Source organism: Bradyrhizobium sp. LB8.2 (assembly GCF_040548035.1).
In the GTDB taxonomy this organism is placed as follows: Bacteria; Pseudomonadota; Alphaproteobacteria; order Rhizobiales; family Xanthobacteraceae; genus Bradyrhizobium.
The window spans coordinates 11857-24638 of sequence record NZ_JBEPQV010000002.1; the positions used below are offsets into that span (position 1 = coordinate 11857).

At 64.4% G+C, this 12782-nt stretch carries 13 protein-coding genes; 3 read left to right on the plus strand and 10 right to left on the minus strand.

Features of this window, described 5'->3' with window-relative positions:
- Positions 1 to 6 precede the first annotated feature (6 nt).
- The 3 genes from ABIB06_RS02540 to ABIB06_RS02550 all read right to left on the minus strand — a co-directional run bounded on the left by ABIB06_RS02540 (position 7) and on the right by ABIB06_RS02550 (position 3609).
- Positions 7 to 1764: an NAD+ synthase gene (locus ABIB06_RS02540; protein ID WP_354043749.1), complete on the minus strand. Its 1758-nt coding sequence runs from the start codon at positions 1762 to 1764 to the stop codon at positions 7 to 9.
- A gap of 98 nt (positions 1765 to 1862) precedes the next feature.
- Positions 1863 to 2216: a diacylglycerol kinase gene (locus ABIB06_RS02545; protein ID WP_354043752.1), complete on the minus strand. Its 354-nt coding sequence runs from the start codon at positions 2214 to 2216 to the stop codon at positions 1863 to 1865.
- Between the two features lie 4 nt (positions 2217 to 2220).
- Positions 2221 to 3609, minus strand: coding sequence for a class II 3-deoxy-7-phosphoheptulonate synthase (locus ABIB06_RS02550; RefSeq protein ID WP_354043755.1), 1389 nt, complete (start codon positions 3607 to 3609; stop codon positions 2221 to 2223).
- A 181-nt stretch (positions 3610 to 3790) separates the two neighbouring features.
- Between ABIB06_RS02550 and ABIB06_RS02555 the strand changes: the two genes are divergently transcribed.
- Positions 3791 to 4687, plus strand: a complete 897-nt coding sequence (locus tag ABIB06_RS02555; protein ID WP_354043759.1) for an alpha/beta hydrolase family protein — start codon at positions 3791 to 3793, stop codon at positions 4685 to 4687.
- Between the two features lie 9 nt (positions 4688 to 4696).
- On the opposite strand, the gene ABIB06_RS02560 is transcribed toward ABIB06_RS02555, so the two are convergent.
- Positions 4697 to 4960 carry a hypothetical protein gene (locus ABIB06_RS02560; protein WP_354043762.1) on the minus strand — a complete coding sequence of 88 codons (264 nt, stop codon included), beginning with the start codon at positions 4958 to 4960 and terminating at the stop codon, positions 4697 to 4699.
- Positions 4961 to 5146: 186 nt separating this feature from the next.
- Entirely contained in the window at positions 5147 to 6631 is a 1485-nt protein-coding gene (locus ABIB06_RS02565) for an aldehyde dehydrogenase family protein (RefSeq protein WP_354044570.1), read from the minus strand.
- 114 nt (positions 6632 to 6745) lie between these two features.
- On the opposite strand from ABIB06_RS02565, the gene ABIB06_RS02570 reads away from it, so the two are divergent.
- Positions 6746 to 7828 carry a substrate-binding domain-containing protein gene (locus ABIB06_RS02570; protein WP_354043766.1) on the plus strand — a complete coding sequence of 361 codons (1083 nt, stop codon included), beginning with the start codon at positions 6746 to 6748 and terminating at the stop codon, positions 7826 to 7828.
- 121 nt (positions 7829 to 7949) lie between these two features.
- Here ABIB06_RS02570 and ABIB06_RS02575 read toward each other — a convergent pair whose 3' ends face one another.
- From ABIB06_RS02575 to ABIB06_RS02595, 5 genes are all read right to left on the minus strand, one after another.
- On the minus strand, positions 7950 to 8537 hold the full coding sequence (locus ABIB06_RS02575) for a TIGR00645 family protein (RefSeq protein ID WP_354043770.1): 588 nt from the start codon (positions 8535 to 8537) through the stop codon (positions 7950 to 7952).
- Positions 8538 to 8570: 33 nt separating this feature from the next.
- A complete protein-coding gene (locus ABIB06_RS02580) occupies positions 8571 to 9209 on the minus strand; it encodes a TerC family protein (RefSeq protein ID WP_354043773.1) in 639 nt (212 codons plus the stop codon).
- Entirely contained in the window at positions 9206 to 9568 is a 363-nt protein-coding gene (locus ABIB06_RS02585; RefSeq protein ID WP_354043776.1) for a hypothetical protein, read from the minus strand. Before ABIB06_RS02585 ends, ABIB06_RS02580 begins: the two co-directional genes overlap by 4 nt.
- A 2-nt stretch (positions 9569 to 9570) precedes the next feature.
- Positions 9571 to 10044, minus strand: coding sequence for a TerB family tellurite resistance protein (locus ABIB06_RS02590; protein ID WP_354068463.1), 474 nt, complete (start codon positions 10042 to 10044; stop codon positions 9571 to 9573).
- A gap of 303 nt (positions 10045 to 10347) precedes the next feature.
- Positions 10348 to 10728 (minus strand): nuclear transport factor 2 family protein, encoded by a 381-nt coding sequence (locus tag ABIB06_RS02595; RefSeq protein WP_354043782.1) that lies wholly within the window; start codon positions 10726 to 10728, stop codon positions 10348 to 10350.
- 168 nt (positions 10729 to 10896) lie between these two features.
- Between ABIB06_RS02595 and ABIB06_RS02600 the strand changes: the two genes are divergently transcribed.
- The gene (locus ABIB06_RS02600; protein WP_354043785.1) at positions 10897 to 12654 is read left to right on the plus strand and encodes an MOSC domain-containing protein; all 1758 of its coding nucleotides are present in this window, start codon (positions 10897 to 10899) and stop codon (positions 12652 to 12654) included.
- The last annotated feature ends 128 nt before the right edge of the window (positions 12655 to 12782 follow it).

Below are 12782 nucleotides of genomic sequence, written 5' to 3' on the forward strand. Positions count from 1 at the left end.
GGGAATTCACCCCTCGAACGCGTCGATCGACGCTTTGCTCCCACGCGACACCAGCGTCTCGTCCGGAGCGGCTAGCTGCTCGCCTTTGTCGCGAAAGCGGTTAGTGATGGGATAGCGGCGGTCGCGGCCGAAATTCCTGGCCGTCACCTTGACGCCGGGCGCGGCCTGGCGACGCTTGTATTCGGCGACATTGAGGAGATGGTCGATGCGCACCACCGTCTCGCGGTCGAAGCCGGCGGCGATGATTTTGTCGAGCGGCTCTTCGTGCTCGATGAGACGCTCGAGAATGGCATCGAGCACCTCGTAAGGCGGCAACGAATCCTGGTCAGTCTGGTTCTCGCGCAGCTCCGCCGTCGGCGGACGTGTGATGATATCGGGCGGGATCACCTCGCCGGCCGGCCCGAGCGCGCCATCGGGCTTCCAGACATTGCGCAAGCTTGCCAGCCGAAACACTTGCGTCTTGTAGATGTCCTTGATCGGATTGAAGCCGCCGTTCATATCGCCGTAGAGCGTGGCGTAGCCGACCGACATTTCCGACTTGTTGCCGGTGGTCATCACCATCAGCCCGGTCTTGTTCGAGATCGCCATCAGCAGCGTGCCGCGGGTGCGGGCCTGGAGATTTTCTTCGGTGATATCCGGCGGCAAATTCTTGAAGATGCCGGACAATATGGTCTCGAACCCGGTCACGGCTTCGGCGATCGGCAGCACCTCATAACGAATCCCGAGACGGCCGGCGAGCTCGCCGGCGTCCGCGATCGAGCTTGCCGCAGTATAGCGGTAAGGCAGCATCACGCCGTGCACCTGATCGGCGCCGAGCGCATCGACCGCGATTGCCGCGCAGAGGGCAGAGTCGATGCCGCCGGAGATACCGAGCAGCACACCGGGAAAGCCGTTCTTGGCGACGTAATCACGCAAGCCGAGCACGCAGGCTGCATAGTCGGCATACTCGCCCTCGGGCTGCTCCGCGACAGGACCGGTGCAGCGCCAATCGTCGCCGTTTCTGGTGAAGCGCAGTGTGGTGATGCTTTCCGCGAACGCCGGCAATTGCGCCGCGAGCGAAAGATCGCCGTTGAGCGCGAAGGAAGCACCGTCGAACACCAGCTCGTCCTGGCCGCAAACCTGGTTGAGATAGACCAGCGGCAAGCCGCTCTCGGTGACGCGCGCGACCGCAACCGACAAACGCACATCGGCCTTGTCGCGGGCGTAGGGCGAGCCGTTCGGCACCAGAATGATCTCGACGCCGGTCTCGGCCAGCGTCTCGACCACGTTCTCGTAATCCTCGGACTCCTCCAGCCAGATGTCCTCGCAGATCGGCACACCGATCCGAACGCCGCGCACGGTCACCGGCCCCGCGGCGGGGCCGCGCGAAAACAGCCGCTTCTCGTCGAACACGCCGTAATTCGGCAGGTTGCATTTGAAGCGAAGCGCGGCGATACGGCCGCCATCGAGCAGCGCGCAGGCATTGTAGAGTCTGCCCTCCTCCACCCAAGGCGTGCCGACCAGCATGGCCGGGCCGCCATCAGCGGTCTCGCGCGCGAGCGCCTCGATCGCGGCGCGGCAGGCGGCCTGGAAGGAAGGCTTCTGCACGAGATCTTCCGGCGGGTAGCCGGCAATGAACAATTCCGGAAACAGCACGAGATCGGCACCGTCGGACTTGGCCTGCGCGCGCGCGGCACGCGCCTTGGCGGCATTGCCGTCGATGTCGCCCACGGTCGGATTGAGCTGGGCGAGCGTGACCGCGAATTCGTTGAGACGTTCGGTCATGGCCGCCGCGCTCCGATCAGAGCATGATCCGGAAAAGTGTGAAGCGGTTTTCCGAAAAGATCATGCTCAAAACAACAACCTAAAGCGCGATTAGCGCTTTAGAGGAACCCCAACCGCTCGATGATGGCGATGATCCAGAACGCGCCGGCCATCAGGAGCGCAACACCGACCGCGGCCGAGCCCATGTCCTTGACCCGGCCGATCTGCTTGTCGTGATCCATGGTCAGCCGGTCTGCAAGCTTCTCGATCGCGGTGTTGAGCAGCTCGACCACCAGCACGAACGCGACTGAACACACCAGCTCGACCGCGCGCATCGCGGTCGAGCCGACGAACCACGCCAGCGGCAGCGACAAAAGAAGCGCGACAATCTCCTCGCGGACGGCCTGCTCCGACCGGAACGCAAAGGCCAGACCGTTGCGGGAATTGACCGTGGCCTTCAATATCCGCAGCAAGGTCTCAGAGCCCCGCTGCGGCCGGCATCGGCATGACCTTGCCGGCGCGCTCCTGCTTGAGCAGCTCCGCGACCAGGAAAGCCATGTCGATGGATTGCTCTGCATTGAGCCGGGGATCGCAGACCGTGTGATAGCGATCGTTGAGATCCTCGTCGGTGATCGCGCGGGCGCCGCCGATACACTCAGTGACATCCTGGCCGGTCATCTCCAGATGCACGCCGCCGGCGTGCGTGCCTTCTGCCGCGTGGATGGTGAAGAACGACTTCACCTCGGACAGGATGCGGTCGAAGGGGCGCGTCTTGTAACCCGACGTCGAGGTGATGGTGTTGCCGTGCATGGGATCGCACGACCAGACCACCGCTTTGCCCTCGCGTTTCACGGCGCGGATCATGTTCGGCAGGTGCTCGCCGACCTTGTCGGAGCCGAAGCGGGCGATCAGCGTCAACCGGCCCGGCTCGTTGTCGGGATTGAGCACGTCGATCAGCTTCAGCAGCTCGTCGGGCTTTAGCGACGGACCGCATTTGAGCCCGATCGGGTTCTTGATGCCGCGGAAATATTCGATATGGCCGTGATCGAGCTGGCGGGTGCGGTCGCCAATCCAGATCATGTGGCCTGAGGTCGCGTACCAGTCGCCCGTGGTGGAATCGACGCGGGTCATGGCCTGCTCATAGCCGAGCAGCAGCGCCTCGTGGCTGGTGTAGAAATCGGTGGCGCGCAGCTCGGGGTGAGCCTCGAGATCGAGGCCGCAAGCGCGCATGAAGTTGAGCGCGTCCGAGATGCGGTCGGCCAATTCCTTGTAGCGGCGGGACTGCGGCGAGTCCTTGAGGAAGCCGAGCATCCACTGATGCACGCTGCCGAGATTGGCGTAGCCGCCGGTCGCGAACGCGCGCAACAGGTTCAGCGTCGCCGCCGATTGCCGGTAGGCCATCAGCTGGCGCTGCGGATCAGGGACGCGCGCTGCCTTGGTGAAGGCGATGTCGTTGACGATGTCGCCGCGATAACTCGGCAGCTCGACGCCGTCGATCTTCTCGGTCGGCGACGACCGCGGTTTTGCAAACTGACCAGCGACGCGGCCGACCTTCACCACCGGCACGGCACCGGCATAGGTCAGCACCACCGCCATCTGGAGCAGCACGCGGAAGAAGTCGCGGATGTTGTTGGCGCCGTGTTCGGCAAAGCTCTCGGCGCAGTCGCCGCCCTGCAGCAGGAAGGCCTCACCGGCAGCGACCCGCGCCAGCGACTTCTTCAGGTTGCGCGCCTCGCCCGCGAACACCAGCGGCGGAAAGGTCGCAAGCTGCGCCTCGACGTCGGCTAGGGCCTTGGCGTCGGGATAGTCGGGCACCTGTAGCACCGGCTTGCTGCGCCAGGACTCGGGCGTCCACCGCTCGGACATCGCAATCTCTCCGTGAAGCAAAAAGTGCAACCTGATCTGTGGGTTGCGAGGGCCGCCTTATACACAGGCTAATCCCCGGCCGCCAGTTGTAAATCCATCCGGCACTGCAAACCCTTGCGGGAAAAGCCAAATTCGCATTTGCTGGGAAACGGCGAGGAAACTGGCAGGATACCTTCTGCCCATGGACGCGGCAGTGGACGACGTTTTCGTTGACGAGATCAGCTTCCCGGCGACCGACGGGTATGCGCTGAGCGGCACCCTGTTCCTGCCGCGCGGCACCAAACGCCATGCCGTACTGATCAACTCCGCCACCGCCGTCCCGCGGAAAATCTATCGCGGCTTTGCCTCCTATCTCGCCCATCGCGGCTGCGCGGTCCTGACTTACGACTATCGCGGGATCGGCGACTCCCGGCTGCCGGCGATGGTCGGCTACAACCAGCCGAAATCACTGGTCGGTTTCAAGGCCTCGATGTCGGACTGGGCCGCGTTCGACGTCACCGCCGCAGTGCACTGGATGCGCGCGCGCTACCGCACCCTTCCCCTGGCCTATGTCGGCCACTCCTTCGGCGGCCAGGCGCTCGGGCTGATCGCGAACAACACGGACATCTCGCGCGCCGCGTTTGTGGCCTCGCAGGCGGCCACCTGGCGGCTGATGACGTCGCCGGAAAAATACCGGGTCTTCGCCTTCATGAATTTTGTCGGAGTGCCGCTCGTCCACGCGCTCGGTTACGCGCCGGGCTGGGCCGGCATCGGCGAGGATTTGCCCAAGGGCGTTTTCCTGCAATGGGCCGAGTGGGTCTCGAGCCCCCGCTATCTCTTCGATTCAAAGCTGCCGGCGCTGGAGAATTTTGCCAAATTCAAAGGCGAGCTGCGCACTCTCTGCTTCTCCGACGACCCGTGGGCGACGCGGCCCGCCGTCGAACTGCTTGCGAGCGGGTTCACCGCGATCAAGCCAGAGGTGGTGACGGTCAAACCGTCAGAGGTCAGCGCCAAGGGAATAGGCCATTTCGGCTTCTTCCGCCCCGAGCATCGCGACACGCTGTGGCGCGGCGTGGCGGAATGGATCCAGGGGGAGTGAGGCGGACACTTAACGAATGATCGTCGTCAGCGACGAGTAGCGCTTGTTCGGCTTGCCTTCGCCCGGCGCGAATTGCGCAAATGCCTCGCTGACGCGGACCGCCGGCGGCGTATCGCCGGCGAAACGAAACTCCTTCGGCCGCGGCGCGTAGAAGCTGGCGCTGTAATAGGCGTCCTCGAAGCGCGCCTCGCCGACCCCGAACAATGCGTCGCACGCGATCAGGAGCGCGTAGACTCCCGCGACCGCGACGACGACCTCCCTGAGAACTGACATGCTGGTGCCCCACCCTGTTGCAGGCAGGATGCACGCCGGTTCCAAAGCTGGGGTTTAAGGCCGCGTGGTTCTTGTCCGCAGGGTTTGCCGCCGCTGAGCGGAATGCAGGCAATTTTACCGATCTCGAAAAAGAGCCCGCCGGATCGGGCGATCAGGCGGGCTCCAGGCTTGGCCGCTCGGGAGGTATCAGACGGCCAGGTTCATCCACACAGCCTTCGGCTCGGTGAAGTTGTCGAGCGCGGCGCTGCCGTGCTCGCGGCCGAGGCCGGAGTCGCGCTCGCCGCCCCAGGGCAGGCGCACGTCGGTGTAGCCATAGGTGTTCATCCAGACCGTGCCCGCGCGCGCCCGCTTGGCGAAGCGCTGGAGCTTGCCGATGTCGCGGCTCCACACGCCGGCAGCCAGGCTGTAGGCCGTGCCGTTGGCGATCCGCAGCGCGTCGGCTTCATCCCTGAACTTGATGACACTGACGACGGGGCCGAAGATCTCCTCCTGCGATATCCGCATCTCGTGCGCGACATTCGCGAACACCGCGGGGCTGATGAAGTAACCACGCTCGCCGACACGTTCGCCCCCGGTGACAAGGGTCGCGCCCTCCTTCCGGCCGATGTCGACATAGTCGAGGATCGACTTCATCTGCTTCTCGGAGATCACGGGCCCGAGCACCGTCTTGCGGTCGAGCGGATCACCGATCCTGAGCGACTTCGCGCGTGCCGCCAGCCGCTCGACGACCTCGTCATAGGCCTTCTCCTGCACCAGCACGCGGGAGCCGGCCGAGCAGACCTGGCCGGCATTGAAGAAGATGCCGGAGGCCGCTGCTTTGGATGCGGCTTCGAGATCGGCATCGTCAAAGATGACGTTGGCCGACTTGCCGCCGAGCTCGAGCGAGACACGCTTGAAGTTGCTTGCGGCACCCTTCATGATTCCACGACCCACGCCGGGGGAGCCGGTGAAGGTGACCTTGTCGACGTCAGGGTGATTAACCAGCGCATCGCCGACGACCCGCCCGGGCCCCGTGACGACGTTGAAGACGCCCGCCGGCAGGCCGGCCTCAAGCGCGAGTTCGGCGATGCGCAGCGCCGACAGCGAGGTCAGCTCGGCCGGCTTCATCACGATGGTGCAGCCGCAGGCCAGCGCCGGCGCAAGCTTCCACATCCCGATCATCAGCGGGAAGTTCCAGGGCACGATCGCCGCGACCACGCCGACAGGCTCGCGCACGGTGTAGGTCAGGACGTCGTCGCGCACAGGCACGACGTCGCCGCTGATCTTGTCAGCCCAGCCGGCGTAGTAGATCAGCGTGTCGACCGCGGCCGGGAAATCCTGCCGCGAGGTCGCGGCGATCGGCTTGCCGGCATCGATCGACTCGAGTTCGATGATCTCGTCGGCGTGCTGCTTGAGCAGGTCTGCCCAGCGCAGCAGGATCTGGCCCCGCTCGGACGCCCGCATCGTGCGCCAGGCGCCTTCGAAAGCCCGGCGCGCGGCGGCAACCGCATGCTCGACATCGGCCTCGTTGCCTTCGGCGACGACGGCGATGACCTGCCCGGTGGCCGGATTGAGCGATTTGAAGGTGCGACCGGAGCTTGCGGGGACGCGGCGGCCGTCGATCAGCAGATGCTGGGGCCGGGACATGAACTCGGTGGCCGGAGAATGCGCAAGATCATATGCAATAGACATCATATCTTCTCCCAGTTCTGGAAGACCAGACTAGGCACATACGTATTGGAGTAAATATGATATGGTTTGCAAATGGGCAGCCACCATATGAAGTACAGTTCATAAAAGGGACCAATGCTTCAGATCGAGATCGAGGCCGTCTGGCGGTTTCGCCGCGAGGGCAATCCGCGCACCGCCATCATCATGCTCGGCGTCCTCAACGAAATCAGGAGGGCCGGGAAGATCACCAGCGCGGCCCGCGACGCGCACCTCTCCTATCGCCACGTCTGGAATCTGATCGAGCAATGGTCGGAGTTTTTCGGCACGCCGCTGGTCGAGACCCAGCGCGGCAAAGGCTCGAAACTCACGCCGTTCGGCGAGCGGCTGGTATGGGCGGGTGAGCGCATGCAGGCCCGCCTCGGACCTCAGCTTGAGAATCTGGCGCAGGAGCTGGCGAGCGAGATCAAGCCGTTCCTCGAGCAGCGCCCGTCGGTGATCCGCGTGCATGCCAGCCACGGTTTTGCGGTCGCAAAACTGCGCGAATTCCTCGACCGCGAGCCGGGCATCGGCGTCGATCTGCGCTATGTCAGCAACCAGCATTCGCTGGTCTCGCTGGCGCAGGGCGCCTGCGATCTCTCCGGCCTGCATCTGCCGCACGGCGCGCTACGGGCCCAGGGCATCAAGGCTGCCCGCGAATGGCTCGATCCGCGCGAGGACCGCGTCATCAGTTTCGTCACGCGCGAGATGGGGCTGATGGTCGCGCGCGGCAACCCGCTGCGCATCGCTTCGCTTGATGATCTGACCGGACCAAAAGTCCGCTTCGTCAACCGCGACCACGATTCCGGCACGCGGCTTCTGTTCGACCAACTGCTCGCGGCAAACGGCATCGAGGAGAGCCGCATCAACGGTGCGCAGCAGATCGAATTCACCCACGCCGCGGTCGCAGCCTATGTCGCGAGCGGCATGGCGGATGCGAGTTTTGGCGTCGAAGCCGCCGCCTGGCATTTCGGCCTCGATTTCATCCGGCTCCTGACCGAGGATTATTTCTTCGTCTGCAAGCGCGCGTTCCTGGACACCGGGCCGATGCAGCGCATCCTCGAGATCATCCGCAGCGCCGATTTTCGCGCAGCGGTGGCTACCCTGCCCGGCTACGTGCCGTCGGACACGGGCACCGTCACCGGCGTGAAGGCCTTTCTGGAGATGCACGCCGTCCGATGATGCATGGCGTGTTCGCCTTGTCCGTGACGGGCAGGAATGCCAATCTCCGCAGCAATGATCCAAGAGAGTCCGTCATGCCGCGCGCGATCGCCAAATCGGTGCCTGAGAAGGCTGATCGCGCTCAGCCGTGACCGGCCGCCTTGTTGCGGTGGCCGCTCTCGCTGAGGCGGTCGACCCAGGCGATGCCGATCGCGGAGATGATGAAGGTCAGGTGGATTAGCACCTGCCACATCACGCCGGACTCGGTGAAATTGCTGCGCGTCGTGCCGAGATTACCCGCCTCGATGAAGGTCCTGAGCAGCGAGATCGAGGAGATGCCGATGATCGCCATCGCAAGCTTGATCTTGAGCACGCTGGCATTGACGTGGCTGAGCCATTCCGGCTCGTCCGGATGACCGTTCAGGTTCAGGCGCGAGACGAAGGTCTCGTAACCACCGACGATCACCATCACGAGCAGGTTCGAGATCATGACGACGTCGATCAGCCCGAGCACGACCAGCATGATCTGTTGCTCGCTGGCGTCGAACGAGTGCACGACCAGGTGCCAGAGCTCCTTCAGGAACAGCAGCACATAGACGGCCTGCGCGACGATGAGACCGACATAGAGCGGGACCTGCAGCCAGCGCGAGCCGAAGATGAGCTGGGCAAACGGGCCGATTTGCGGCGCCGGCACCGGATCGGCCGAAAGTGCTTTGGGTTCAGACGTCATTGATCACTCCGGATGATAGGCAGAATCGTTGCCTTACAGACTCGCGATGACAGGCGCGAGCTCGAGCGAGCCGCGATAGATCATCTCGAAGGCGACGTAGACGATGATAGCGAGACCGACATAGCCGATCCAGCGCTGCTTCTGAAGCACGCGGCCGAGCAAATCGGCAGCGACGCCCATCAGCGCGACCGACAATAGCAGGCCGAACGCGAGGATGTAGGGATGCTCGCGCGCCGCGCCCGCGACCGCGAGCACGTTGTCGAGCGACATCGAGACGTCGGCGGCGACGATCTGCACCGCCGCCTGCCTGAAGGTCTTGCGCGGAGCGGCAGCAGCGCTCCCGTCGCCGCCATGGCTGAACGCGAGCTCGTTCGCATGCGCGGCCTGCTCGCGCAGCTCCCGCCACATCTTCCAGCACACCCAGAGCAGCAGCACGCCGCCGGCGAGCAACAGCCCGATCACTTGCAGAAGCTGGGTCGCGACGCCGGCAAAGACGATGCGCAAGGCGGTGGCGGCGATGATGCCGACGACAATGGCGCGCCGGCGCTGCTCGGCCGGCAGGCCGGCTGCGGCAAGGCCGATGACGACGGCGTTGTCGCCGGCGAGCACGAGGTCGATCAGGACGACCTGAAGCAGCGCGGTCAGCGCTTCGGTGGTGATGAATTCAGTCATGATTGATCGTTTTTAGGTGCCGACGGATCGAGCCATTGCGGCTTCTTCCGCTCGACCCAATCCAGAACCTTGCCGCGCGCGGATCGCAACGCGGGCACGTCTTCCGCAAGCAAAGCGAGGCCGAGCGGCAGCATCCAGACGCCGAGCACCGGCAGGAAGGAGAGCACGCCGCCGACAATGAGCAGCGCGCCCGAGGGGATTCTCACCCAGCGGCTGGACGGCTTGAGCAGATAGGTGACGGTGTCGCCCATGCGCGGCGGCAGGCGCCGGACAAGCTTGTCGAGGCGCGGGTCGCCGCCGGCCATCTGGCCGGTAGCGCCCGCAGTCCCTGTCTTATCCTCGTCCGAAACTGCGCTCATGCTTACTCCTCGGCGGCAATGCGCTGTTCGGCACGCACTGCACCCGGCGCCACCTGCTTTGCGCGCGGCAGCACCAGCGTCAGCAGGCGCAACAGCCTGATCGCCTGCAGTTCATGGGGATGGACGTCCTCGTCCGCGGCCGCGACCCGCTCCGACAGTTCCATCAAATGAGCCGACAGCCGCAGGTCCGAGACCGGACGCAGATTGTCGATCACCACATTGGCGAAATCCGGTTCCTCGAGTCGTTCGGCAAGCTCGTCGAACATCGCATAGAGCCGGTCGTCCGGGATGTGCGGTGCCAGCTTGCGATCCCGGATGAAACGGACGACCTCGTCGCGTTCGACCGGTGAAACTTGCCGGTCGGCGACCGCAACCAGCGCGCCGACGATCACCAGCGCCACCGCAGCCTGCTCGTTCAGGCTGGACGGCTCGGTGATCTCGATTTCGATCGGATTTGAATGCTTGGCGTCAGACATCGTTGCTCCCTTATCTTGCGAAATGACCGCACGGAGCTGCGATGGGGACGATTGGGTCGGAGAGACTCTCAAGAAGGCCCGACGATCGGCCGATCCATCGCATTCGCGCGGGACAGGTCATCCGACATCACGAGGTTTTGCCGACAGCGTCGGCTTCCTCGCCAGAGGGGCCCGGATTCTTGTTCCTTTGACACATAAAGATGGGCCTGTCGGAATCAAGGCGACGAGACTGCGACCAGCCGCCGCATCGGGTTCCGTGTTGCTCTGTTTGGCAGACGCACCGTCATTGCGGCGAAGCCCGTGTTACTCCACCCGCTCGACAAGATGCACCCGCGAGGGCGACGGCTCGAACTTGTCGCCAAAATACTGCGTCTCCTGCGCCACCAGACCGTCGTGGAATTCCATGATGCTCACCACGTAAGACGGCACCCCATCATACGTCAGCACGAATTCGCTCACCCACAGATCGTTGCCGCCGACGATCCGCCGAACCGTGAAGCGCTTCTTGCTCGGCTGCACGAAGCGGCTCTCCTGAATGTTCCTGCGGCCGCGGATGCGCTCGCCGGATTGCGGATAGTCGAGCACCGCGTCCTCGCGATAGATGTCGTGCTCGGCCTCGAAATCGTTGGCGTCCGACGCGTCCCAATGACGCTGGAGCGCGGCCAGTTTGCCCTGATCATCCATCGCGATCTCCCTCTTTGCGACTTTGTCTCGTGACGCCATCTGAGATTGGCCTGAGGGCCGCAGGTGGCAAGGCTTGCTCGCAACGTCTAACAACGCCTAACGAGCCAAAAACCCGGTCCGGGTGCAAGGATGACCGCAGAGCCGCGCAGTCACGGTTGGGAACACGCAATGGCAAGTTTGCTTTCGGTCAATGTCGGCCTGCCGCGCGACGTCGCCTGGCAAGGAAGGACCGTCTACACCGGCATCTGGAAGGCACCAGTCAAAGGCCCGCGCAAGGTGCGCCGGCTCAACATCGATGGCGACGGCCAGGGCGATACGGCCGGTCATGGCGGCGAGCATCGTGCCGTATTCGTCTATCAAGACGATTCTTATCGATACTGGCAGGAACATCTGGGTCGATCGAACCTCGTTCATGGCCAGTTCGGTGAGAACTTTACGGTCGAGGGCCTTGCCGACAGCAACGTGTGCATCGGAGACCGCTACAGGATCGGCTCGGCCCTGTTCGAAGTGACGCAGCCGCGCGTCACCTGCTACCGGCTCGGCATTCGCATGGACGAGCCGGACATAGCCGCGCTACTGGTCAGGCACGGCCGGCCCGGTTTCTATTTTCGTGTGATCGAGGAAGGCGACGTCGAGGCCGGTGACGAGATCATTCAGATCGCCGTGGGGCCCGAGCGCATGAGCGTGTTCGAGATCAATGCGCTGCTTTACCTGCCGCCTCATCCGCGCGAACGTCTCGAGCGCGCGCTGCGGATTCCCGCGCTGAGCCGCGGCTGGCACCGTTCCTTCGAGGCGTTGCTCGAGCAGCGCAAGGAGAACAAAGCGGCGGGAAACGCCGGGCTCGGACCGGCGGCGAGCCCACCTCCGGCCTGGCGCGGATTCCGGCCGTTTCGCGTAGCCCGCAAGATCGCCGAAAGCGGCAACGTGACGTCGCTGATCCTCGAACCCGTCGACGGACATCCTGTGGCCGCCGCCCTGCCCGGTCAGTTCGTCGTTGTCCGACTCCGGCCGCTGGCTGCGCAAGCGATGACGCGCAGCTATTCGCTCTCGAGCGGCTCCGATGCCGCGCCCTATCGGATCAGTATCAAGCGCGAAGCGCACGGTGCCGCCAGCCGTTACATCGCCGATGACCTCCGAATTGACGACGTCGTACAGGTCGGTGCACCCCGCGGCAGTTTCACGCTCCGGCAAGATGCGCGCCCAGTCGTCCTGTTGAGCGCCGGAATCGGCGTGACGCCGGTGCTCGCAATGCTCCACGCGCTCGTCGCTGAAGAGACGACGCGGGACGTCTGGTGGCTTCACGGCACTCGCGACGGCCGCGAACATGCGTTCGCCGCCGAGGCGCGCGAATTGCTAAGTGGGCTCGCTCATCACCATAGCCACGTCTGTTACAGCGCGCCTGACCCGGGCGATCGTCTCAATGTGGAGTTCGATACAGCCGGACATCTGGACGCACGCCTGCTCCAGAGCCTGAGCGTGCCGCGTGACGGCGATTTCTATCTGTGCGGACCGGCCGCTTTCATGAGCGATCTGAAAGCTGGCCTAACCACGTTGGGCGTCGCGCCGGATCGCATCCACACCGAATTGTTCGGCGCCGGACCGTCCTTGACGCCCGGCATAGCGTCCTCCCCGCAGAAGCGAGCGCACTCGCCGGCCGGCGCCCCCGGCCCCGGCCCGATGGTTTCGTTCGCCCGAAGTGGACTCAATGTGTGCTGGGGACCGGCCTACGCCAGCCTGCTGGAGCTGGCCGAAGCCTGCGACGTCCCCGTGCGCTGGTCGTGCCGGACCGGCGTCTGCCACAACTGCGAGAGCGGACTGATCGCGGGAGCGGTCAGCTACGCGCCGGATCCACTCGACCCGCCAGCGGAGGGCAACGTCCTGATCTGCTGCTCGCGGCCCCGAAGCGATGTCGTGATTGATCTGTGAAAATGGGGACTCGTTATGCGAGGCGGCGCCGGGTCTCAGGACGCTGTGGGACCACGGCCGCAAGGAGCATTTTTATCCCTACGGCAAGGCTTACGTCGAAACTCTCGGCGAACCGGACTAGAACCACA

Coding starts and splice junctions, on each gene's coding strand:
- ABIB06_RS02555 (WP_354043759.1), top strand. CDS start 3,791: ATGGACGCGGCAGTGGACGACGTTTTCGTTGACGAGATCAGCTTCCCG.
- ABIB06_RS02590 (WP_354068463.1), bottom strand. CDS start 10,044: ATGTCTGACGCCAAGCATTCAAATCCGATCGAAATCGAGATCACCGAG.
- ABIB06_RS02570 (WP_354043766.1), top strand. CDS start 6,746: ATGCTTCAGATCGAGATCGAGGCCGTCTGGCGGTTTCGCCGCGAGGGC.
- ABIB06_RS02550 (WP_354043755.1), bottom strand. CDS start 3,609: ATGTCCGAGCGGTGGACGCCCGAGTCCTGGCGCAGCAAGCCGGTGCTA.
- ABIB06_RS02575 (WP_354043770.1), bottom strand. CDS start 8,537: ATGACGTCTGAACCCAAAGCACTTTCGGCCGATCCGGTGCCGGCGCCG.
- ABIB06_RS02595 (WP_354043782.1), bottom strand. CDS start 10,728: ATGGATGATCAGGGCAAACTGGCCGCGCTCCAGCGTCATTGGGACGCG.
- ABIB06_RS02600 (WP_354043785.1), top strand. CDS start 10,897: ATGGCAAGTTTGCTTTCGGTCAATGTCGGCCTGCCGCGCGACGTCGCC.
- ABIB06_RS02585 (WP_354043776.1), bottom strand. CDS start 9,568: ATGAGCGCAGTTTCGGACGAGGATAAGACAGGGACTGCGGGCGCTACC.
- ABIB06_RS02580 (WP_354043773.1), bottom strand. CDS start 9,209: ATGACTGAATTCATCACCACCGAAGCGCTGACCGCGCTGCTTCAGGTC.
- ABIB06_RS02560 (WP_354043762.1), bottom strand. CDS start 4,960: ATGTCAGTTCTCAGGGAGGTCGTCGTCGCGGTCGCGGGAGTCTACGCG.
- ABIB06_RS02540 (WP_354043749.1), bottom strand. CDS start 1,764: ATGACCGAACGTCTCAACGAATTCGCGGTCACGCTCGCCCAGCTCAAT.
- ABIB06_RS02565 (WP_354044570.1), bottom strand. CDS start 6,631: ATGTCTATTGCATATGATCTTGCGCATTCTCCGGCCACCGAGTTCATG.